Source organism: Streptomyces umbrinus (genome assembly GCF_030817415.1).
Taxonomy (GTDB): Bacteria; Actinomycetota; Actinomycetes; order Streptomycetales; family Streptomycetaceae; genus Streptomyces; species Streptomyces umbrinus_A.
This window is the reverse complement of the sequence record NZ_JAUSZI010000002.1, coordinates 7,862,736-7,882,996: the sequence shown is the minus strand read 5'-3', so window position 1 is coordinate 7,882,996 and position 20,261 is coordinate 7,862,736. Positions and strand designations below refer to the sequence as shown.

Sequence of the window (20,261 nt, the reverse complement as noted above, 5' to 3'; positions counted from 1 at the left end):
AGTGACGACGATCACCATGCGGAAGTTCTTTTCCGCATGATAGAAGTCGCTTGGAGGAACACCGTGCCACCGTCTGTACCGTCCCTGCCGCGACGCGCCGTCCGCAAGCTGCGGACCTCGCTGTTCGCGCAGGTCGCCTGCGCACTCGTCCTCGGAATCCTCGTCGGAAAACTTTGGCCGGACATCGCCACGGCCGCCCAGCCCCTCGGCGACGGGTTCATCCGGCTCATCATGGCGATGATCTCGCCCCTGGTGTTCTGCGTGGTGGTCGTCGGTATCACCAAGGCCGGCGATCTCAAGGCGTTCGGACGGATCGGACTCAAGGCCCTGATCTGGTTCGAGGTCGCGACCACGTTCGCGTTGCTCTTCGGGCTGATCGCCGGGAACCTCGTCCAGCCCGGCGCCGGCATGAACGTCGACCCGTCGAAGCTGGACGCCTGGGCGGTCGACGAGAAGACCGGTGGCGGCTCGCTGCCCTCGACCAGCGAGTTCATCCTGCACTCCCTGCCCGACAGCGCGGTCGGCGCCTTCGCCGAGAACTCGCTGCTGTGCAGGTCCTGGTGCTGGCCTGTCTGACCGGCGCCGCGGTGCTCCACCTCGGCCACACCAAGGTGCCCGCGATCCTGCCCGCCGTGCAGCAGGCCCAGGAGATCGTCTTCGCGATAGTCGGCTTCGTCATGAAGCTCGCCCCGCTCGCGGTCTTCGGCGCGACGGCCCACCTGGTCGGCCAGTACGGGGTCGGAGTCATGTCCACGTACGGCAAGCTCATCCTCGTCTGTTACGCGACCGCGCTGATCTTCCTGCTGCTGCTCGCCGTCGCCCTCAAGGCGGTCGCGGGCGTCAGCCTGTGGAAGTTCGTCCGCTACACCCGCGAGGAGATGCTTCTCGCGCTCGGCACCGCGTCCAGCGAGACCGTCATGCCCCGCATGATGCAGAAGCTCCGCCACGCCGGCTGCCGCGACGACGCGGTGGGTCTGGTCCTGCCGACCGGGTACTCCTTCAACCTCGACGGAGCCTCGATCTACCTCTCCGTCGGCACGCTCTTCATCGCCCAGGCCGTCGGCGTGGACCTCTCACTGGGCCAGCAGATCACCGTCGTACTGATCCTGATGCTGACCAGCAAGGGCATGGCGGGCGTGCCGGGTTCGGCGTTCCTCGCCCTGTCGGCGACCGCCTCCGCGCTCGGAGTCATCCCCGTGGGAGCCGTCGCCCTGCTCCTCGGCGTGGACCGCATCATGGACTCGATGCGCGTCGCCACCAACCTGCTCGGCAACTGCGTCGCCGTCTCCCGCTGGGAGGGCGCCCTGGACTCGACCCGCGCCAAGAAGGTGTCGACGGCGAACTCCCCTTCGTGGAGGAGCAGGAGGAGAAGGACGCGCCCTCGAAGCCTCCCGTCCCCGAAGGTGCGGACGCGCTCCCCGCCCAGCCCACCGCTCTCACCAAGCAGCCCGCCACCGAAGGAAGTTGACCGGCCAGGACAGGAGGGGTGGCGGCCGACGGACTTCACCCGTCGGCCGCCACCCCTCAACTGCCGGTCATCACAGGCCAGTTGTCGTCCTCGTCACCCCTGGTTCAGCGGCAGCGCGACATCCACGACTTGCCGCCCGTGCGGGAACGAGCCGAGCGAACTCAGCTTCCCCGTCAGCAGGTTGACCCGGAACGACTTGCCGCCCGTCACCGCGTACCCGGTGTTCGTCCCGTTCCGGGCCGAACTGTAGATGTCGAACCCGGAGTTCAGCGGCGCGTCCACGCCCAGCTTGCCCGTCGGTGCGAGGTTGCCTGCGTTGGCGGGCGACTGCACCGACACCTGGTCCAGCGTGGTGTCGAGGTCGAAGAGGGTGGTGGCCGTCGTCGCGTCGAGGTCGTTGTTCGTGTACGCGGCCCCGGTCACGCCCAGCGCGGTGGCACCCGGGTTCGGGGGCACCGGCGGGTTGGTGAGGGTGCCGTCGACGGCGGTGGTGCCTGGAGCCGGTGCGCCGGCCGGGTCGTCGAGGTTGTGGCGGAGGTTCTGGCCGGTGTCGCTGATGACCCGGAGCCGGTTGGCGGCCGGGTTGAAGTCGACGCCGAAGGCCTTGCCCTGGAGGGCCACGCTGAGCTGCGAGACCTTGGTGGCGCGGGCGCCCGCCTCACGGATCGTGTAGATGCCACCCTGGTCCCCGACGGCGTACAGCTTTCGATTCTGAACGCGGTAGTCGATCCCGACCAGCGTCCGGTCGCCCTTGAGCCCGTCGACCTTCCCGAGCGGCACCGCGGCTCCCGGCCTGTCGACGCGGAACAGGACGAGCTTCTGGTCCGCGGTGAGCCCGACGGCCCGCAGCCCGCTGGGCGCGAGCGCCTCCGGCAGCCCGCCCCCACCACCCTTGGCCTCGACCCCGGCCCCGGCCCCGGCCCCGGAGCCACTCTCCTCCGCCGACCCGCCCAACGCCCCGGCACCAACGGCACCGACCGTCCCGAGCGCCACCGCCATCGCCAGTACGCCCATGACTGCTTGCTTGCGCATCCGAACCCCCGTAGAAGGTGCCGGCCCACCCCCTGCGGACCGTCTGCCCCCTCCTTCGGAACCCCCGTCCCCCCGGATTGCAAAAACCCCGGTTCCATTACATCCGTTACGGACGTGACAGAACCGGGGCATTTGCTTTTAGGGGCGCGGGGAACTGCGCGACCAGCCACGACGAACCCGCAGCTTCAAACGGCGCACCCCCGCGGAGCGATCAGCAACCGACAAGGCGGCTCGCCAGGTACCCCTCGATCTGGTCCAGCGACACGCGCTCCTGCTTCATCGAGTCCCGCTCGCGAACAGTAACCGCGTTGTCGTCCAGCGTGTCGAAGTCCACCGTCACACAGAACGGCGTACCGATCTCGTCCTGCCGCCGGTACCGACGACCGATGGCCCCGGCGTCATCGAAGTCGATGTTCCAGTGCTGACGGAGCGCCGCGGCAAGCCCCTTCGCCTTCGGCGACAGCTCGAGGTTGCGCGACAGCGGAAGCACCGCGACCTTCACCGGCGAAAGCCGGGGGTCGAGCCGCAGAACGGTCCGCTTCTCCATCTTGCCCTTGGCGTTGGGCGCCTCGTCCTCGACGTAGGCGTCCAGGAGGAACGCCAGCATCGCGCGGCCGACACCGGCCGCGGGCTCGATGACGTACGGAGTCCAGCGCTCGCCGGCCTCCTGGTCGAAGTAGGAGAGGTCCTGGCCGGAGGCCTTGGAGTGCGCGGAGAGGTCGTAGTCCGTGCGGTTGGCGACGCCCTCCAGCTCACCCCACTCGTTGCCGCCGAACTGGAAGCGGTACTCGATGTCGGCGGTGCGCTTGGAGTAGTGCGAGAGCTTCTCGGCCGGGTGGTCGTACCAGCGCATGTTCTCCTCGCGGAGACCGAGGCCGGTGTACCAGTTCCAGCGCTCCTGCATCCAGAACTCCTGCCACTTCTCGTCCTCGCCCGGCTTGACGAAGAACTCCATCTCCATCTGCTCGAACTCGCGGGTACGGAAGATGAAGTTGCCGGGCGTGATCTCGTTGCGGAAGGACTTGCCCATCTGCGCGATGCCGAACGGCGGCTTGCGGCGCGAGGTCTGCTGGACCTGGGCGAAGTTGGTGAAGATACCCTGCGCGGTCTCGGGGCGCAGGTAGGCGACGGAGCCGCTGTCCTGGGTGGGGCCGAGGTGCGTGGAGAGCAGGCCGGAGAACTGCTTGGGCTCGGTGAACTGGCCCTTGTTGCCGCAGTGCGGGCAGTTGACGTCCGCGAGGCCGTTCTCGGGCTGCTTGCCGTGCTTGGCCTCGTACGCCTCTTCAAGGTGGTCGGCACGGAAGCGCTTGTGACACGAGGTGCACTCGGTGAGCGGGTCGGTGAAGGTGGCGACGTGACCGGAGGCCACCCAGACCTCCGTCGCCAGGATCACGGACGAGTCGATACCGACGACGTCCTCGCGCGACGTCACCATGTAGCGCCACCACTGGCGCTTGATGTTCTCCTTGAGCTCGACACCCAGCGGCCCGTAGTCCCAGGCGGCTCGCTGGCCGCCGTAGATCTCACTGCACGGGTAGACGAAGCCACGGCGCTTGCTCAGGCTGACGATGGTGTCGATCTTGTCGGCGGCCACGGTGCTCTCTTCATTACGACGACGGGCGACGAAGCAGTTGCTTCAGAGCGAATGCTTCAGATTACCGGCGGTCCCTGCCCCCGGATCAAATCGGTTCGGGTCCTGGCCGCACACCGTCCCCACCTCTCCCGTCACACCCCTCCCATACCGGGATGAAGCCCAGATCACAAGGTGCGTTATTGACAACCGTTTCCAGAATTGTTGAAAATGGGTGTCATGAACGTACGACGACGTCTTGTAACCGGCACCGCGGTCGCCGCGGCCACCGCCCTGGGTCTCGGGCTCCTCTCCGCCTGCTCGTCCGAGTCCAACGCGGCCGACGACAACAGCGGGAAGCTCGACGTCGTGGCGTCGTTCTACCCGTTGCAGTTCATAGCCGAGCGAATAGGCGGGGACCACGTCAGCGTGAGCACGCTGACCGAGCCCGGCCAGGAGCCGCACGACCTGGAGATCAGCGCCAAGCAGACCGCGCAGCTCCAGGAGTCGGACGTGGCCCTCTATCTGAAGCACCTCCAGCCCTCCGTCGACGACGCGGTCGCCCAGTCCGAGATCAAGACGAAGATCGACGCGGCCACCCTCACCAGCCTGGAGAAGCACGGCAACGAGGTCGGCGGCCACGCGGCCGAGCACGACGACCACGAGGGCGAGGAGGGCTCCGGCGAGGACCCGCACATCTGGCTCGACCCCGTGAAGTACGCCGAGGTCGCCGAGGGTGTGGGCAAGGCCTTCGAGAAGGCCGACCCGGACAACGCGGCGGACTACACGAAGAACACCGCGGCCCTGGTGAAGCAACTGGACGCCCTCGGCAAGCAGTTCGAGGACGGCCTCAAGAACACCAGGACGAAGGTCTTCATCACCACGCACGCCGCCTTCGGTTATCTCGCCGAGCGCTATGGCCTCACCGAGGAGGCCATCAACGGCCTGGACCCGGAGAGCGAGCCCAGCGCCAACCGCGTCAAGGACCTTGAGAAGATGGCCAAGGCCGACGGCGTCTCCACGGTCTTCTACGAGACCCTCGTCAGCGACAAGACCGCGAAGACCATCGCCGCGGACGCGAACCTCAAGACCGATGTGCTCGACCCGATCGAGGGCATCACGAAGAAGTCCCGCGGTGACGACTACTTCCAGGTGATGGAGTCCAACCTCAAGGCGCTGCAGTCGGCACTGGGCGCGAAGTGACCAACCCCCGGAGGGTGGCGGTATGAAGGACGGCGGCACGAGGGACGAGCCCGGCGCATCGCCCGTCATATCCCTGCGCGGTGTGACGGCCGAGCTCGGCTCACGCCCCGTCCTGCGCGGTATCGACCTCACCGTGAACCGCGGTGAGGTCGTCGCGCTGCTCGGCGCCAACGGCTCCGGCAAGTCGACGGCCGTCCGCACGGTCATCGGCCAAGTGCCGGTCACCAGCGGCGAGATCGAGCTGTTCGGTACCCCGCGGCGCCGCTTCCGCGACTGGTCGCGCGTGGGTTACGTACCGCAGCGCACGACCGCCGCCGGCGGCGTACCGGCCACGGTGACCGAGGTGGTGTCCTCCGGGCGGCTGTCCCGGGCCCGCTTCGGTGTCCTGCGCAGGGCCGACCGCGAGGCGGTTCAGCGGGCCATCGCCCTGGTCGGCCTCGCGGACCGGGCCAAGGACTCGGTGAACGCGCTGTCCGGCGGGCAGCACCAGCGCGTACTCATCGCCCGTGCCCTCGCCGCCGGACCCGAACTGCTGATCATGGACGAGCCGATGGCGGGCGTGGACCTGGCCAGCCAGGAGGTGCTCGCGGAGACCCTGCGAGAGCAGGTCTCCCAGGGCGCCTCCGTCCTGCTCGTCCTGCACGAACTGGGCCCGCTGGAGCCGCTGATCAACCGCGCGGTCGTGCTGCGCGACGGCTGCGTCATGCACGACGGCCCGCCCCCGCAGGCACTCGGCCAGCACGCGCTGCCCGGCCACGACCACGTACACCCCCACGCGGCTCACGACGCCGAACCGATCCGGACGGGACTGCTGAGCTGATCGCCATGAACCTCGAAATCCTCGACTACGCCTTCATGCAGCGGGCCCTGCTCGCCGCGGTCCTCGTCGGCATCACCGCACCCGCCGTCGGCATCTACCTCGTGCAGCGCCGCCAGGCCCTGCTGGGCGACGGCATCGGCCATGTCGCGATGACCGGCGTCGGCCTCGGCTTCCTGCTCTCCTGGTCCCCGGTGTGGATGGCCACGGCCGTCTCCGTGGTCGGCGCGATCCTGATGGAACTGATCCGCTGGTACGGCAAGACGCGCGGCGACATCGCGCTGGCGATGCTGTTCTACGGGGGCATGGCGGGCGGCGTGATGTTCATCAACCTCGCGCCCGGCGGCTCCAACGCCAACCTGACCTCGTACCTCTTCGGCTCGCTCTCCACGGTCTCCGAGGAGGACGTGACGGCGATCTGTCTGCTGGCGGCCTTCGTCGTGCTCGTCACGGTCGGGCTGCGGCGGCAGCTGTTCGCGGTGAGCCAGGACGAGGAGTTCGCGCGGGTCACCGGGCTGCCGGTGCGCGCCCTGAACCTGCTCACGGCCGTCACCGCGGCGGTCACCGTCACGGTCGCCATGCGGGTCGTCGGCCTGCTGCTGGTCTCCGCGCTGATGGTGGTGCCGGTGGCCGCCGCGCAGCAGCTCAGCCGCAGTTTCGCCGCCACGTTCGCGATCGCGGTGGCGATCGGGGTGAGCGTGACCATCGGCGGCACGGTGACCTCGTACTACCAGGACGTGCCGCCCGGTGCGACGATCGTCCTGCTGACCATCGGCGTGTTCATCCTGCTCACGGCGTTGGCGACACCACTGGCCCGGCGCAGGGCGCGGGCCGCCGCGCAGGCCGCGGCCCAGGAGGCCGGCGATCCGGCGGAGTGCGCGATTCCGGCCACGCGCACACCCACCGGAAAGGTCGGCGTCTGACTGCGCCCTGTCCGGGCTGGCACAATGGCCCGGCAAGCCGCAGACGTTTGGAGGCAACGGTGACTACCGCTGGACCGCCCGTTCGGGGCCGTTCCACCCGGCAGCGTGCCGCCGTGGCGGCGGCGCTCGACGAGGTGGACGAGTTCCGCAGCGCCCAGGACCTGCACGACATGCTCAAGCACAAGGGCGACTCCGTCGGGCTGACCACGGTGTATCGCACGCTTCAGTCCCTTGCCGACGCGGGCGAGGTCGATGTCCTGCGCACGTCGGACGGCGAATCCGTGTACCGCCGCTGTGAGAGCGGCGACCACCATCACCACCTCGTGTGCCGTGTCTGTGGCAAGGCCGTCGAGGTGGAGGGTCCGGCCGTGGAGAAGTGGGCGGAGGCCATCGCGGCGGAGCACGGCTATGTGAGCGTGGCCCATACGGTGGAGATCTTCGGCACCTGTGCGGAGTGCGCTGCGCGCGCCAAGGGGTAGGGCGGCGGCGGTTCGTTTTCGGGTGCGGGTCCGTGAGGGTTGCTCGCGCAGTTCCCCGCGCCCCTGAAAAGCGGGGTTGCGCCCCTGGCTTTTGTCTTTAGGGGCGCGGGGAACTGCGCGATCAGGCCCCACCGGCCCGCACGTCCGAACGAAACGATCAGGCCCCTTCGGGGCGCCCCCGCATGCCCTCTTCCATTGCCAGGAGGTCCTCGTTGGGGACGGCTCCGCCGAAGCGGCGGTCGCGGGAGGCGTACTCCACGCAGGCACGCCACAGGTCGCGGCGGTCGAAGTCGGGCCACAGGACGTCCTGGAAGACCATCTCGGCGTAACTGGACTGCCAGATCAGGTAGTTGGAGGTGCGCTGCTCGCCGCTCGGGCGCAGGAACAGGTCCACGTCCGGCATGTCCGGGTAGTAGAGGTACTTCTGGATGGTCTTCTCGGTGACCTTGTCCGGGTCGAGCTTCCCGGCGGCGACATCCGCGGCCAGCGCCTTCGCGGCATCGGCGAGTTCGGCGCGGCCGCCGTAGTTGACGCAGAAGTACAACGTCATCGCGTCGTTCTTCTGCGTCTGCTCCTGGGCGATCTGGAGCTCCTGGACGACGGACTTCCACAGCTTGGGCATGCGGCCGACCCAGCGGATCCGGATGCCGAGCTCGTCCATCTCGTCGCGGCGGCGCCGGATGACGTCCTTGTTGAAGTTCATCAGGAAGCGGACCTCCTCGGGCGACCGCTTCCAGTTCTCCGTCGAGAAGGCGTACAGCGAGAGGTTCTTGACGCCCAGCTCCAGACAGCCCTTGAGGACGTCCATGACGACGCCCTCGCCGACCCGGTGCCCCTCGGTGCGCGGCAGCCCGCGCTCCTTGGCCCAGCGGCCGTTCCCGTCCATCACGCACGCCACGTGGTTCGGGATCAGCTCGCCGGGGAGCTTGGGCGAGCGGGCGCCGGACGGGTGCGGCTCCGGCGTCTTGTACTCGCGGCGCTGGCGCCCCAGGATCCCGCGTACCACCATGTGCTTCTCGTCTCCTCTTACGTGACGTGACTACGGGTACTTCTTTGCCTATTTCTCTACGTACCGCAGCGAGCGCAGTCCGCGCTCCAGGTGCCAGTGCAGATAGGCCGACACCAGACCGCTGCCCTCCCGGACGTACCGCGGCTCGCACGCGTCCGCGGTCGCCCAGTCCCCCGTCAGCAGCGCGGCGAGCAGTTCGAGGGCCCCCGCCGAGGGTACGACGCTGCCGGGCACCCGGCAGTCGACGCAGACGGAACCTCCCGCGGCGACCGAGAAGAACCGATTCGGTCCCGGCATGCCGCACTTCGCGCAGTCGCCGAAGCTCGGCGCGTAGCCGTTCACGGCGAGTGAGCGCAGCAGGAAGGCGTCGAGGATGAGGTGCGGCTCGTGCTCGCCCTGCGCGAGCGTCCGCAGTCCGCCCACCAGCAGCAGATACTGCTGCACGGCCGGCTCGCCCTCGTGGTCGGTGAACCGCTCGGCGGTCTCCAGCATGGCCGTCCCGGCGGTGTACCGCGCGTAGTCGGCGACGATCCCGCCACCGTACGGAGCGATCGTCTCGCTCTGTGTGCACAGCGGCAGCCCGCGCCCGATCAGCTCGCTCCCCCGCGCGAAGAACTGCACGTCGACGTGGGAGAAGGGTTCGAGCCGCGCCCCGAACTTCGACTTGGTCCGCCGCACGCCTCGCGCGACGGCACGTACGCGCCCGTGACCGCGAGTGAGCAACGTGATGATGCGGTCCGCCTCGCCCAGCTTCTGGGTGCGCAGGACAACACCGTCGTCCCGGAAGAGACTCATCGCGCGCCCCCACGGGTTTCCGGCTGGGGGTACGGGGGTCGTCCCCCGGGAGACCGCAGCATGATGCGGTCCGCTTCACCCAGCTTCTGGGTGCGCAGGACAACACCGTCGTCGCGGAACAGGCTCATGGGCCCATTCTCGCGTACGGAGTCAGCGGGTGTGGTCGGGGTGGCTGATCGCGTGCCAGGGCGCCATGTTCCAGGGGCTGGCCCGGTTCGCGGGGTCCAGGAGGGACTTCAGATGGGCGTCCGAGACCGCCTGCGGGGCGGGTGCGTCCGGGGTGCCCCGCAGATTCTCCCGCCAGACCATCCTGCCCAGCAGATAGTGCTCGGCGTACTCGTTCCAGGAGGCGTACGACCTCACCACCGCCGGGACGATGTTCTTCAGCGCGGTCCACGCGTCGGCCTCGCCGAGCATCCCGCACGCGAAGCCCCGGCGGGTGATGTCGACGTACAGACCCGCGTCCCACGCCAGAGGTTCGACGCCGAGCCGCCGCCGGGCGCCGGCGCGGTAGCCGGTCCGGGCGAGGCCGTCGAGCCGGCCGACCAGTTCGTCACGCGAGGCGATCTCCCACTGGTCGGCCAGCCAGCGCCCGGCCCTGTCGTCGTCGATGCGGGTGAACGGGTACAGGGTCGTCCGCGAGGCGTCCCGGTCACGGTTCACCGGCGCGCTGAGCGACACCATCCACAGCTGGTGCATGGTGAGCGGAACGGGGTACTTTCGCGCGGCCTTCTGCCTGCGACGTTTCCATATCCATATCGCCATGGCGCAGCACCCTATGACAGGCCCCTCCAGGCGTTTCAGGGGACCTCGCCGCGGCTGCGCGCGGTGGCCGCGCTGAGACGTTCCGCCGCGGTGGCTCCCCGGACGGTGTCCGGTGCGCAGTCCCACTCCTTGCCGCCGCCGTACGGCCTGAGCTGTACGTAGGGTCCCTCGTGCCCCATCACCACGCCCACCCTTCCCGTCCTCGTGTCGACGACGTACGTCCCGACCTTCGGCTTCATCCCAGCACCGCCGTGAGTCGCGCCGCCGTCTCGACGGAACACCGCCCCAATTCGACGAGCGGACAAGGGGCCTCCCGCGCCAAACTTGCCGGGTCGATCCCCAGTGTCGGCAACTTAATTCCTGCCGTTGCCAGTGCCGCGCGCAATTCCTTCACCGTTTCCTCCGCTTGTTCGACACACGCCGCCGAGTACTGTGCGCCGTGGCCGATCCCGTCAGCCTTCACCGTGTTCCCCTTTCCAATTGGGTTTCACGCTTTTCATCTCCACGGTGACGCTTGCCGCTTAGACTTTGGAAGACCTCTACGCTCAGCAACGTCGGTGCAGTACACGGCAGTACAAGGGGGCTTGGCCATGGCCAATGGTTCGCGGCAGGCTGCTTGGGAGTTCTTCGGAACGGAGTTGAAGAGGCGCCGCGAGGAGGCCGGGTTAACCCAAGTGGACTTGGGTCATCGCGTTTTTGTGTCGGGCGGCTACATCGGGCAATTCGAACAGGCAATTCGCCGACCGCAGTTGGATGTGGCCCAGCGGATCGATGACCTTCTACAAACCGGAGGTTTTTTCGAGAGGCTGTGGCGAAAGCTCATCAAGGAAGAGCGGTTCGCGGAGTACTTCGCGCACGCGGCGGAGCTTGAGCGACTCGCCACCGAGATCTGCGAGTACGCTCCAGCGGTCCTTCCTGGGCTGCCTCAGACCGCTGAGTACGCACGCGCGATCTATCTGGCGAGCAACCCGCTGGCCGCCGACGAGTACATCGAGGAGATGGTGAGGCTGCGGATGGACCGCGCCCTGCTCCTCAAGGACGCTACACGGCCCGTGTATTGGGCGGTGCTGCACGAGACGGTACTGCGGGTCCCGGTCGGTGGCCCCGCAGCGATGGCTCTGCAACTGGACCACATCGCGGCGGTGGTCCGCGACCGCAAGGCACTCGTGCAGGTGCTTCCGTTCTCCGTCGGGGCGCACCCCCAGATGGGCAAGATGATGACGCTCATGGAGTTCGAGGACGCCCCGCCAACTGTCTATACAGAGGGCGTGCTTTCAGGGAATCTGCTGGACGATCCAGCAGTAGTGAAGCGGACCAGGCGGATTACGATCTGCTCAGGGCCGCCGCGTTGTCGCCGGAGGCGTCCCAGGCCCTGATCGAATCGGCGGCGGAGGACCACAGACGATGCGCGAGTACGACCTGAGTAATGCCAGGTGGCGCAAGAGCACCTACAGCGGCGGCAGCGGAGGCGAGTCCTGCGTCGAGGTCGCCTACGACTTCATAGGCGCCGCCCGCTGGCGCAAGAGCACCTACAGCGGCGGCGACGGCGGCGAGGCGTGCCTCGAAGTCGCCGACGGAGTCCCCGGCGTCGTGCCCGTCCGGGACAGCAAGTCCCCTGACGGTCCCGTCCTGTTGGTGTCCGCGCACGCGTGGCGCGCGTTCGTCGGAGAAGTGACGCGGCGCTGCGCCGGTTGACGGGGCGGCCGACAGACGAAGCGCGGGCAGTCGGGGATCACCCCCACTGCCCGCACCTGCTGGCTCAGCAGGACCTGGCGCACCACGCGGCGAACTTCTTGAAGGAGACCGTGGCGCGGGGGCCCCAGATTCCGTCGATCGGGCCGGGGTAGCCGTAGTCGGCCGTCAGGAAAAGCAGCAAGGCCCTGTCGGTGCCGACCCCGGGGATTCCGTTGATCGGGCCGGGGTACCCCCAGTTCGCCTGGAGGAAGCGCTGCATCGCCTTCCAACTTTCGGTGTCCAACTGGCCGTTGAGGGGGCCGGGGTAACCCCAGTCGTCCATCAGCCAGCACTGGACGTTCCTGGCTTCCCCCGTGGACAGACCGTGGTTGTCCACCGCGAGCGGGCTGACGGCCTCGGCGCTCGCCGCCGGCGTCGTGGCCGGCTTCGTGGCCGCCTCGGTCGCCGCGAAACCACTGCTCGCACCGGCAAGGCTGCCGACGACGATCCCGGCGACCGCCGTGGCGCCGACTAACGTTCTCGTCAAAGTCCGCACGTGTTTCCCCCTTCTCGGATTTCCGACTGGCACAGACTCATGTTCCCGGGCTTCCACCGTCGCTGTCATGCTCATACGAACCTGTTGACACAACGCAGCTCAGGCCCGCTACGAGCTGAACCCCCGCGGCCGTCAGGAGTGCGGTCGGCAGTGAGTGCGTCGCGAGCGGGCCGGCGACGGCCGCGCCGAGGGCGAAGCCGGTGATCTTGAGGCTCGCGCCTGTCATGAAGACCTGGCTGCGGAGGCGTTCCGGTGACTCCCGGTGCCGGATCGCCAACAACGCGGCGAGTTGCGGGCCTTCACCCACGCCCGCCGTCAGCGCCGCTGCGATGACCAGCACCGGGTGGCCCGTCGCGGACAGTACGAGCGCGGCCGCCAGGAGCAGCGTGCTGCCCCAGATGATCGTGTCCGGCGCGATGGCGCGGGGACGGCGTGCGCGTACGGCGTTGGCGGCGAGGGCCGAGACCGCCGTGCAGGTCAGGAGCAGCGTGCCCTCGGCGGCCGAGCCGAAGGCCCGCTCACCGAGCAGCGGGGTGCAGGTGATCAGCATGCCCAGGCCCGTGCAGGAGATGACCGAGGCGAGAGTGGCCCGGGCCAGCGGTCGGGTGCGGGTGATGGCGCGGATTCCGGCGGCCAGGTCGGCGGTCAGGGATGCGGCCGGTTGGGTCTTGCCCCGGTCGCAGTCCCGGTCGCGGTAGCCGTCCCGGCCCCGGTCTCGATCCTGGTCCCGGCCGCGGCCCGTCGGCAGGGTCCACGCCGCAGGCAGGGCGCAGGCGATCAGCGCCGCCGACGCCACCACGGCGGCCGGTGCTCCGAGGAGGTGTGCGAGCCCTCCGGCGAGTGCCGGGCCGACCAGGCTCGCCAGGCTGAACGTCATCGCGTCGAGCGCGTTCGCGCGGGGCATGCGCCCGCGGGGCACGACCCTGGGGAGTTGGGCGGTCCAGCCGCCGGAGAGGGCCGGCCCGAGCAGTCCCGTGAACACGGCGATCAGGACGGTGAGTTCGAGGGGAAGGCGGCCGAGGCTCAGGAGGATCAGCACCAGGCCCGTTCCGTACAGGGCGAGGGCCCGGGCCAGCAGGCGGCCCGGCCTCGGGGACCTGTCGAGGAGCGCTCCGAGCAACGGGCCGCCGACCGCCGCCGAGACCGTGATGCCCGCGAGCAGCGCCGACGCCTCCGTGGCCGACCCTCCGACCGCGTAGCCCGCCAGCAACAGCGCGGGACCGGACATCTCGTCGCCCGCCCGCGCCGCTGCCGCCCCGGCGAGGAAGGACCCCATCGCGTAACGCCTCTTCATCGGGATGACGTTACGTACGTAACTCAAACCTTAGCAATATGCGTTACATTCGGCTCATGGCAGCCCTCCCCGACGACTGGTCCACACGGCACTCCGTCCTGGCCAACGCCCGGCGCACCGCGGCCCTGATCAACACCCTGTCCAGTGCGGACGACCGGGCGCCCCAGCCCAGACAAGTGGCCGAAGTACTGCGGGAGTACGGCGAGTCGGAGCCCGTCGAGCTCGCCCCGGACGACGTCGTACGGATGCGTGCGGCCGCTCTCCTCCTCCGTGAGGTCTTCGCAGCCGAGGACGTCGACGCCGCCGCGGCAGCCCTCAACCGCCTGCTGGCGGAACAGACCGGACCGCTGCGGCTCACCTCGCACGGCGGCAGCGCTCCGTGGCACCCCCACCTCGACAGCCACGACGACGCCCCCTGGAACGAGTGGTTCCTGACCTCGTCCTGTCTGGCGCTGACCGTCCTCCTCTGGGACCACCAGCGCCCGCCCGGCGGCCTCTGCGCCTCCCCCGCCTGCCGGAACGTCTACCTCACCTCGGGCCCGGGCCCGGCTCGCCGCTACTGCTCCCGCCGCTGCGCCACCCGCGAACGCGTCGCGGCCCACCGCCGGGGGCAGAGGGCCACGGACACCGAATCGGGCTCGGGCTCCGGCAACTCGTAGTACGTGGTTCAGCCTCAGACCGGGAAGTACTGCCGGGGCGTGACGCCCACGATCCGCCGGAACGCCGCCACGAACGAACTGGCGGAGGCGTATCCCACCCGCCGGGCCACCGCCTCCGTCGTCAGCCCCTCGGCGAGGAGCGGCATCGCGAGCTGCATGCGCAGGCGTTCGCGCCACTGGCCGAAGGCGAGGCCCGTCTCGGCGACGAAGAGCCGGGCCAGCGTACGGGCGCTCGCGCCGACCTCCCTGCCCCAGGCCTCCAACGCCCGCCCGTCGTCCGGATGTTGGACGAGCGCCCGGGCCACCGCCCGCGTCCGGGGATCCCGGGGTTCGGTCACGGACACGCTCGTCACCGGTACGGGACGCAGTACGTCGAGGAGTACGGCTTCGGCCCGCGACCGGGCGTCCGGGGCGAGATCGGTGCGTACGAGGTGGTCGACGAGTGCCCGGAGCAGCGGGTCCACGCCCACCACCGTGGGTTCGGTCCAGGTGATCTCCGGGCACGCCGCCGGGTTCACGTACGGAGTCCGCATGACGGCGTCGCCCTCCGCCTTCGTCGTATGGGCCAGCCCGGCGGGGATCCAGAGCGCCAGCGACGGCGGCAGCAGCCAGGCGCCGCGCTCACTGGTCACCCGCAGCAACCCCTTTGCGGCCCAGGCGAGTTGGTGGAACGTGTGCCAGTGCCGGCCGAACCCGCTGCCCCTCGGCATCGCGAAGTGGCCGATGAAGATCGCGGTGGCGGCCGACCGCCCGACAGGCTGTGCGCCCGGCCGTCCGTCCGGCTGTCCGTCTGGCGACATGGGACGGCAGCGTAGCCCGTGTCGGACACCGCCGCCCCGCTCGTACCGTCGCCTCATGCCGATGAACCGAGCACACCGCAGACTGTGCAGCTCCGAGAAGTGGGCCCGGACGACGAGGGACCACATCCTCCCCTGGACCCTGACGGACGTACCCCTCGGCGACGACGTACTGGAGATCGGTCCGGGCTACGGCGCGAATCTGCGCGTACTGATCGAGCAGGTCCCCCGTGTCACGGCCGTCGAGATCGACGAGGGCACGGCCGCCCTGCTGGAGCGGAAGTGGGGCGACCGGGCCACGATCCTGCACGCCGACGGAGCCGCGATGCCACTGCCGGACGAGAGCTTCTCCTCCGTCGTCTGCTTCGTGATGCTGCACCACGTGCCGACGGCCGCCCAGCAGGACCGGATCTTCGCGGAGGCGCACCGCGTGCTGCGCCCCGGCGGTGTCTTCGCCGGGTGCGACAGCCAGCCGAGTTTCCGGTTCCGGGTGCTGCACTTCCGGGACACGATGAACACGGTGGATCCGACCGGCCTCCCGGACCGTCTCGCGAAGGCGGGCTTCGAGGACGTGTCGGTGGACCGGCACCCCGAATCCGGTGCCGTCCGCTTCCGCGCCACCCGCCCGTGAGCCTCTGCGCCGCCCGCCCGTGAACTTCCGCGCCACCCTGCCGTGAACCCGACCGGCCACGGACCGCTCAGCAGCCCGCCCGGCCGTAGTGCCGGGCCACCGCGTGGAATGACTCCTTGGGCTCCCAGTGCCAGCCGGATTCGGGGTCGTCGGGGCGGTCCTTGATGGGCTTGACGATGGCGTACGAGGCCATGTCGAGGTCGTAGAGCGGCTTGTCGGGGCGATGCGGAGCGTCGGCGGTGACGAACTCGAACGCCATCGCCGCATGCAGGTTCATCGACTCGAAGACGTCGAGGAGATCGGTGAGGTACGCGGCCTGAACGCGTTCACTGCGCACCACGTTCCCCTTGATCTCCGGTGGTGTCTTGCCGTAGTCGACGATGCTCCAGCCCATTCCGCCCTGTTCCGGGGCGCCGACGAACGTACAGGTGCCGAACTCGGTGATGGCGAGCGGCTTGCCCCAGCGCTGGAACTTCCTCAACTCACGGACGTAGTCGGCTCGTTGCGGGAAGTACGAGTAGTAGTCGATGCCCACGATGTCGAAGAGGTTCCAGTCGACGTTCTCGAACGTCGGGTCCTGCATGGCGGCGTAACTGAGCCTGCCGCGGAAGACGGACCGTCCGGCCGCCGCCGCCTTCGCGGTGAACGCGGCCAGCCGCTTCTGCACCTTCGCCAGATCGAAGTTGCCCTTCTCCAGGTTGTCGATCCGCTCGAAGACGTCGGCCCCCGGCACGATCCCCGGCACGAACAGCCAGAACTCGCACCCCACGGCGAGGGTGACGCGGGCGCCCTGCTTCCGCAGTCGCTCCCCGTGCCTGCCCGCCTCCGCCAGGTGCTCCAGGATCTCCCGCTCCGGCACGTCCCCCAGCGTCGGCTGCAGCCAGACGTGCAGCCCGCGCTCGGCGGCCTCGCTCGCCGTGGCGTTCAGCCGCTCGACCCCGTCCCCGGTGACCTCGACGGTGTCGGCGTGCAGGTCGTCCGCGATCACCCGGATGTCGCCGCGCATCCTCCGCCCGCTCCACGCCGTCCCCGGGGTCTCCCCGGCCCCGACGGTGTAGACGACGCCTCGGTGCGTGAGCCCGCGCGGCCCACCGGCGGCGGCTCGCGGCGACGGAGAGGGCGACCGGGACGGGCGCGTCGAGGCCGACGCCCCGGCGGCCGGCAGTCCCACCGCCGCTCCGACCCCCATGACCGCCGCTGCCCCCATGAACCGCGCCCTGCTGATCCCTGCGCTCTCGGCCTTGTCGTTCCCCGTGTTCTCCATGCCGCCAGTCTGTTGAACCGGGGCACTTCCGGCTGTCGGCCGATGGTCTACGGCACCCCGACCAAGGGATGAGCGCCCACCGCCGGAAGTGGCAAACCACTTCTACGCCCCCGCCCCACCCCCAAAGCGGCGGGGACCGTTCCCGTCATGAACCGGGCCCCGCTCCCTCCTCGAACCGACGTACGTATGTCCGCTGCCACGGCGTCTCCACGGCGTGGCGGTCGTAGTTCCGTCGTACGAACTCCACGGCCTCCTCGGGCGGTACGCCGTCCAGGACGGCGAGGCAGGCCAGTGCCGTGCCGGTCCGTCCGCGACCGCCCCCGCAGGCGACCTCGACACGCTCGCCGGAATCCGCGGCCCGCCCCCAGGTCGCCGTGAGGACCTTCCGCGCGTCCGCCCTGTCCCTGGGCAGCCAGAAGTCCGGCCACTTCAACCACCGTGTGTCCCAAGGGACTTCGGGCGGCTGTTTGCCGAGGAGATAGAGGCCGTACGTCGGCGGGACCGCCGAGGGGTCGAGCCCGTGCCGCAGCCCCCGGCCCCGGACCAACCGCCCGGACGGCAGCCGCAGTACGCCGGCCGTCCCCTCGTCCCAGCCCTCGCTCATCCGACCCCCCGTGACTCCTGCGCGGCCCGCGCCTCGATACCGCGGAAATGGTCCGCCATCGCCTTCTGCGCCCCCTCCACGTCTCCTGCTCTCAGGGCGACGACGATGTCACGATGGCGGCGGACCGTCACGTCGGGGGCCGGATCGTCCGTCCAGCCCCGCACGCGGGCGACCCGCCGGAACACGGTCCAGAAGGCACCCAACAGCTGGGGCACCAGGGCGTTTCCGAGGGACGCGTACAGCAACTCGTGGAATTCACGGTCGAGTTCGGGGAACGGGCGGCCCGCCTCCTCCATCCGTTCCACCACGGCCTCCAGCCGTGCCAGCTCCGCGTCCGAGAGGGTGCCGGCGACCCGCCGGACGAGCCCCTCCTCCAGAACCTCCCTGATCTGGAGTATCTCGGCCAACGCGCCTGTGTCGTCGCCCTGTCGGGCCAGCGTGCGGAAGGTCAGACCGTCGACGAGCGGGGTCAGTGACGCCTCGCCGACATAGGTGCCGTAACCGTGTCTGATCTCCACGATGTCGAGGGCCTGGAGTGCCTTGAGGGCCTCGCGGACGGAGTTGCGGCTGACGCCGAGGGACCCCATCAGCTCGGCCTCGGTGGGCAGGGGCGCGCCGGCCCGGAGCCTGCGGTCGAGGATCATCTGCATGACCTCACGCTGGATCTGACTGCTCACCCGCGGCTCACGGACCGAGCGCGCCCGGGGGAACGAGTTCCTGGGCCCGGCATCCCCGGGCCCGTCGACCTTGGGCCGTCCGTCCTTGCGTGGGCTGTCGTTCCTGTGGTCGTCGGATACGCGCCGCTCAGACATGCGCCGCATCGTACGCGCGCGGGACATCCCACGTCCCACCTCCCGGCAGGATCGGCCGTCAATCGGCGATTGACCATCCGTCAACTCGGCGCGTTTCAGGGCGACATTGGTTGCACCTCTGGAAGAAACGGCATTCGTGCGCGCTCCCTTGACCACCCCCACGCGCCCTCTTATGGTCACGCTGCACCTATGACGTAGGACGTCGTATCTCCCACCCCTTGCTGGAGGAACCGTGCGCGACGCGACCCACGCACCGGCGCTCCACCGCCGGTCGTTCCTGAAGTACTCCGGCGCGCTGGGCGCCGCCGCCGCGATCAGCTCGACGCTCTCCGCCTGCTCGTCGGGACCGGAGTCCACGAACGAGACGGGAGGCGGGGGCGAGGGCGCCGACCGGACGCTCACCGCGGTCATCGGCTACGGCAACGACCAGAGCTGGGACCCTCTGATGACCGCCTCGGCCTTCGCGATGGCCGGCAACCACCACATCTACGAGGGGCTGCTCGACACCGATCCGATCAGCCGTGAGCCGTACGCGGCGCTCGCGACGGCCGTTCCGGCGGATCTCCGGGCGACGGCCTGGAAGTTCACACTGCGCGAGGGCGCGAAGTGGCACGACGGGCAGCCCGTCACCGCCGACGACGTGGTCTTCACCTATGAGCGCGTACTGGATCCGAAGACGACGACGCTCGCCAAGAACTTCTTCGCGTCCTGGCTGAAGGAGGTGAAGAAGGTCGACGAGAAGTCGGTGGAACTCATTCTCAAGTTCCCCTTCCCCGACGGCGCCCAGCGGCTCACCCTCGCCAAGATCATGCCGAAGCACGTGTTCTCGAAGGCGGGTGCGCTGGACGAGGCGACGACGGGAAAGGCGATCGGCTCCGGGCCGTACCGGCAGGCCGCCCACCACCCGAAGTCCAACACCACCTTCGAGGCGTTCGCGGACTACAACGGCCCCCGCAAGGCCGCGTTCAAGAAGATGAACTGGCTGACGATCGTGGACGCCGCGCCGCGCGTCGCGAAGATCTCGGGGTCGAGCGCGGGCGCGCAGATCTCCGACAACATCCCGTACGCCAATATCTCCCAGCTCGAAAAGGGCGGCCTGAAGGTCGAGGGTGGGGCGGGAATGAACCACATCTTCCTCCTCTTCAACACCGCCCACAAACCCTTCGACGACGTACGGGTGCGGCAGGCGCTGCACTACGCCATCGACAAGGAGAAGATGATCCAGGCCGCGCTGCGCGGTCATGGGAAGGCTGCTTCGTCGTATCTCAACGAGGGGAATCCGACGTACCGGAAGGCGAAGACCGTCTACGACTACGACCCGGACAAGGCCAAGGCTCTCCTCAAGGAGGCCGGGGTCAGCGGGCTCACGGTCAGCCTGATGGCGGTCAACGTGAGCTGGATCGTGGACTGCCTGCCGACCATCAAGGCCTCCTGGGACGCCATCGGCGTCAAGACGACCCTCGAACCGCAGGAAACGGCCGCGCTGTTCACGAAGCTCGACCAGAAGAAGGACTTCCAGGTCGTCGCCGCCGCGTCCAATCCGAACCAGTTCGGTCTCGACGCGGATCTGATCATGCATTACAACTACGGGCCCGGGAACACCTGGATGCGGTATGCCCGGTGGGAGAACAACTCCGTGGCGAAGGATCTGTTCAAGCGGATGGATCAGGCTACGCAGGAGCCGGACGCGGAGAAGAAGAAGTCGATGACGCAGGAGTACATCGACATTGTCGCGGAGAACGCCGTGATTTATCCGGTGGTGCACAACGAGTTGATCACCGCGTGGAATGCGGGGGATCTTTCGGGTATTCGGCCACAGCCGTACCCGGGGATAAACGTGCTCCAGGCGAAGTGGGTTTAAGCGTTGTGCGGAGACTGCGGGCCGTCGTGGGCTGAGCGCGCAGTTCCC

The 20,261-nt window shown here is 69.1% G+C and carries 21 protein-coding genes and 2 pseudogenes; 10 read left to right on the top strand and 13 right to left on the bottom strand.

Features of this window, described 5'->3' with window-relative positions; translation table 11 throughout:
• Nucleotides 1-63 precede the first annotated feature (63 nt).
• Nucleotides 64-1,468 (top strand): annotated as a pseudogene (locus tag QF035_RS34820) (cation:dicarboxylate symporter family transporter).
• A 93-nt stretch (nucleotides 1,469-1,561) separates the two neighbouring features.
• On the opposite strand, the gene QF035_RS34815 reads toward QF035_RS34820, so the two are convergent.
• Nucleotides 1,562-2,500, bottom strand: a complete 939-nt coding sequence (locus tag QF035_RS34815) for a DUF4394 domain-containing protein (protein ID WP_307524588.1) — start codon at nucleotides 2,498-2,500, stop codon at nucleotides 1,562-1,564.
• A gap of 211 nt (nucleotides 2,501-2,711) precedes the next feature.
• Complete coding sequence (locus tag QF035_RS34810) at nucleotides 2,712-4,094, bottom strand: glycine--tRNA ligase (RefSeq protein WP_307524586.1); 1,383 nt, start codon at nucleotides 4,092-4,094, stop codon at nucleotides 2,712-2,714.
• A 216-nt stretch (nucleotides 4,095-4,310) separates the two neighbouring features.
• Between QF035_RS34810 and QF035_RS34805 the strand changes: the two genes are divergently transcribed.
• The 4 genes from QF035_RS34805 to QF035_RS34790 are packed head-to-tail and all read left to right on the top strand — an operon-like array spanning nucleotide 4,311 to nucleotide 7,492.
• Nucleotides 4,311-5,273 (top strand): metal ABC transporter substrate-binding protein, encoded by a 963-nt coding sequence (locus tag QF035_RS34805; protein ID WP_307524584.1) that lies wholly within the window; start codon nucleotides 4,311-4,313, stop codon nucleotides 5,271-5,273.
• A 22-nt stretch (nucleotides 5,274-5,295) separates the two neighbouring features.
• Nucleotides 5,296-6,093 carry a metal ABC transporter ATP-binding protein gene (locus QF035_RS34800; RefSeq protein ID WP_307524582.1) on the top strand — a complete coding sequence of 266 codons (798 nt, stop codon included), beginning with the start codon at nucleotides 5,296-5,298 and terminating at the stop codon, nucleotides 6,091-6,093.
• A gap of 5 nt (nucleotides 6,094-6,098) precedes the next feature.
• Nucleotides 6,099-7,013, top strand: coding sequence for a metal ABC transporter permease (locus QF035_RS34795; RefSeq protein WP_190227970.1), 915 nt, complete (start codon nucleotides 6,099-6,101; stop codon nucleotides 7,011-7,013).
• Nucleotides 7,014-7,072: 59 nt separating this feature from the next.
• The gene (locus tag QF035_RS34790) at nucleotides 7,073-7,492 is read left to right on the top strand and encodes a Fur family transcriptional regulator (RefSeq protein ID WP_055613414.1); all 420 of its coding nucleotides are present in this window, start codon (nucleotides 7,073-7,075) and stop codon (nucleotides 7,490-7,492) included.
• Nucleotides 7,493-7,649: 157 nt separating this feature from the next.
• On the opposite strand, the gene QF035_RS34785 is transcribed toward QF035_RS34790, so the two are convergent.
• The 5 genes from QF035_RS34785 to QF035_RS34765 form a co-directional block, all read right to left on the bottom strand.
• A complete protein-coding gene (locus QF035_RS34785; RefSeq protein ID WP_200398269.1) occupies nucleotides 7,650-8,501 on the bottom strand; it encodes an isoprenyl transferase in 852 nt (283 codons plus the stop codon).
• Nucleotides 8,502-8,549: 48 nt separating this feature from the next.
• Entirely contained in the window at nucleotides 8,550-9,296 is a 747-nt protein-coding gene (gene recO / locus QF035_RS34780; protein WP_307524578.1) for a DNA repair protein RecO, read from the bottom strand.
• Nucleotides 9,297-9,446: 150 nt separating this feature from the next.
• Nucleotides 9,447-10,061, bottom strand: coding sequence for a DUF1266 domain-containing protein (locus tag QF035_RS34775; RefSeq protein WP_307524576.1), 615 nt, complete (start codon nucleotides 10,059-10,061; stop codon nucleotides 9,447-9,449).
• 35 nt (nucleotides 10,062-10,096) lie between these two features.
• Nucleotides 10,097-10,300 (bottom strand): hypothetical protein, encoded by a 204-nt coding sequence (locus QF035_RS34770; protein WP_307524574.1) that lies wholly within the window; start codon nucleotides 10,298-10,300, stop codon nucleotides 10,097-10,099.
• Nucleotides 10,297-10,524, bottom strand: a complete 228-nt coding sequence (locus QF035_RS34765) for a hypothetical protein (RefSeq protein ID WP_307524572.1) — start codon at nucleotides 10,522-10,524, stop codon at nucleotides 10,297-10,299. Before QF035_RS34765 ends, QF035_RS34770 begins: the two co-directional genes overlap by 4 nt.
• A gap of 127 nt (nucleotides 10,525-10,651) precedes the next feature.
• Between QF035_RS34765 and QF035_RS34760 the strand changes: the two are divergent.
• Nucleotides 10,652-11,484: pseudogene (locus QF035_RS34760) on the top strand (helix-turn-helix domain-containing protein).
• Nucleotides 11,466-11,756, top strand: a complete 291-nt coding sequence (locus QF035_RS34755) for a DUF397 domain-containing protein (RefSeq protein ID WP_307524570.1) — start codon at nucleotides 11,466-11,468, stop codon at nucleotides 11,754-11,756. The pseudogene QF035_RS34760 and the gene QF035_RS34755 overlap by 19 nt, the downstream one beginning before the upstream one ends.
• Nucleotides 11,757-11,820: 64 nt before the next feature.
• Here the strand turns inward: QF035_RS34755 and QF035_RS34750 are convergent, their stop codons facing one another.
• Both QF035_RS34750 and QF035_RS34745 read right to left on the bottom strand, forming a co-directional pair.
• Nucleotides 11,821-12,291, bottom strand: coding sequence for a peptidoglycan-binding protein (locus QF035_RS34750; RefSeq protein WP_307524568.1), 471 nt, complete (start codon nucleotides 12,289-12,291; stop codon nucleotides 11,821-11,823).
• Nucleotides 12,292-12,328: 37 nt separating this feature from the next.
• Nucleotides 12,329-13,585: an MFS transporter gene (locus QF035_RS34745; protein ID WP_307524566.1), complete on the bottom strand. Its 1,257-nt coding sequence runs from the start codon at nucleotides 13,583-13,585 to the stop codon at nucleotides 12,329-12,331.
• 56 nt (nucleotides 13,586-13,641) lie between these two features.
• Here QF035_RS34745 and QF035_RS34740 point away from each other — a divergent pair, with 56 nt between their 5' ends.
• Nucleotides 13,642-14,244, top strand: coding sequence for a CGNR zinc finger domain-containing protein (locus QF035_RS34740; protein ID WP_307524564.1), 603 nt, complete (start codon nucleotides 13,642-13,644; stop codon nucleotides 14,242-14,244).
• Between the two features lie 14 nt (nucleotides 14,245-14,258).
• Here the strand turns inward: QF035_RS34740 and QF035_RS34735 are convergent, their stop codons facing one another.
• Nucleotides 14,259-15,044: an AraC family transcriptional regulator gene (locus tag QF035_RS34735; RefSeq protein WP_307524562.1), complete on the bottom strand. Its 786-nt coding sequence runs from the start codon at nucleotides 15,042-15,044 to the stop codon at nucleotides 14,259-14,261.
• 55 nt (nucleotides 15,045-15,099) lie between these two features.
• Here QF035_RS34735 and QF035_RS34730 point away from each other — a divergent pair, with 55 nt between their 5' ends.
• Entirely contained in the window at nucleotides 15,100-15,672 is a 573-nt protein-coding gene (locus QF035_RS34730; protein ID WP_307524560.1) for a class I SAM-dependent methyltransferase, read from the top strand.
• Nucleotides 15,673-15,739: 67 nt separating this feature from the next.
• Here the strand turns inward: QF035_RS34730 and QF035_RS34725 are convergent, their stop codons facing one another.
• The 3 genes from QF035_RS34725 to QF035_RS34715 all read right to left on the bottom strand — a co-directional run bounded on the left by QF035_RS34725 (nucleotide 15,740) and on the right by QF035_RS34715 (nucleotide 18,217).
• Nucleotides 15,740-16,936, bottom strand: a complete 1,197-nt coding sequence (locus tag QF035_RS34725) for an abortive phage infection protein (RefSeq protein WP_307524559.1) — start codon at nucleotides 16,934-16,936, stop codon at nucleotides 15,740-15,742.
• A 145-nt stretch (nucleotides 16,937-17,081) separates the two neighbouring features.
• Nucleotides 17,082-17,540 carry a protein-tyrosine phosphatase family protein gene (locus tag QF035_RS34720; protein ID WP_307524557.1) on the bottom strand — a complete coding sequence of 153 codons (459 nt, stop codon included), beginning with the start codon at nucleotides 17,538-17,540 and terminating at the stop codon, nucleotides 17,082-17,084.
• Nucleotides 17,537-18,217, bottom strand: coding sequence for a FadR/GntR family transcriptional regulator (locus QF035_RS34715; RefSeq protein ID WP_373467007.1), 681 nt, complete (start codon nucleotides 18,215-18,217; stop codon nucleotides 17,537-17,539). The genes QF035_RS34720 and QF035_RS34715 overlap by 4 nt, the downstream gene beginning before the upstream one ends.
• Nucleotides 18,218-18,584: 367 nt before the next feature.
• On the opposite strand from QF035_RS34715, the gene QF035_RS34710 reads away from it, so the two are divergent.
• On the top strand, nucleotides 18,585-20,213 hold the full coding sequence (locus QF035_RS34710; RefSeq protein WP_307524553.1) for an ABC transporter substrate-binding protein: 1,629 nt from the start codon (nucleotides 18,585-18,587) through the stop codon (nucleotides 20,211-20,213).
• Nucleotides 20,214-20,261 lie beyond the last annotated feature (48 nt).

Bases quoted from the DNA above. Each gene is read 5' to 3' on its own strand.
- QF035_RS34815 (WP_307524588.1), bottom strand. From the start codon at position 2,500: ATGCGCAAGCAAGCAGTCATGGGCGTACTGGCGATGGCGGTGGCGCTC.
- QF035_RS34805 (WP_307524584.1), top strand. From the start codon at position 4,311: ATGAACGTACGACGACGTCTTGTAACCGGCACCGCGGTCGCCGCGGCC.
- QF035_RS34800 (WP_307524582.1), top strand. From the start codon at position 5,296: ATGAAGGACGGCGGCACGAGGGACGAGCCCGGCGCATCGCCCGTCATA.
- QF035_RS34795 (WP_190227970.1), top strand. From the start codon at position 6,099: ATGAACCTCGAAATCCTCGACTACGCCTTCATGCAGCGGGCCCTGCTC.
- QF035_RS34785 (WP_200398269.1), bottom strand. From the start codon at position 8,501: ATGGTGGTACGCGGGATCCTGGGGCGCCAGCGCCGCGAGTACAAGACG.
- recO (WP_307524578.1), bottom strand. From the start codon at position 9,296: ATGAGTCTCTTCCGGGACGACGGTGTTGTCCTGCGCACCCAGAAGCTG.
- QF035_RS34775 (WP_307524576.1), bottom strand. From the start codon at position 10,061: ATGGCGATATGGATATGGAAACGTCGCAGGCAGAAGGCCGCGCGAAAG.
- QF035_RS34770 (WP_307524574.1), bottom strand. From the start codon at position 10,300: ATGAAGCCGAAGGTCGGGACGTACGTCGTCGACACGAGGACGGGAAGG.
- QF035_RS34755 (WP_307524570.1), top strand. From the start codon at position 11,466: ATGCGCGAGTACGACCTGAGTAATGCCAGGTGGCGCAAGAGCACCTAC.
- QF035_RS34745 (WP_307524566.1), bottom strand. From the start codon at position 13,585: ATGAAGAGGCGTTACGCGATGGGGTCCTTCCTCGCCGGGGCGGCAGCG.
- QF035_RS34740 (WP_307524564.1), top strand. From the start codon at position 13,642: ATGGCAGCCCTCCCCGACGACTGGTCCACACGGCACTCCGTCCTGGCC.
- QF035_RS34735 (WP_307524562.1), bottom strand. From the start codon at position 15,044: ATGTCGCCAGACGGACAGCCGGACGGACGGCCGGGCGCACAGCCTGTC.
- QF035_RS34730 (WP_307524560.1), top strand. From the start codon at position 15,100: ATGCCGATGAACCGAGCACACCGCAGACTGTGCAGCTCCGAGAAGTGG.
- QF035_RS34725 (WP_307524559.1), bottom strand. From the start codon at position 16,936: ATGGAGAACACGGGGAACGACAAGGCCGAGAGCGCAGGGATCAGCAGG.
- QF035_RS34720 (WP_307524557.1), bottom strand. From the start codon at position 17,540: ATGAGCGAGGGCTGGGACGAGGGGACGGCCGGCGTACTGCGGCTGCCG.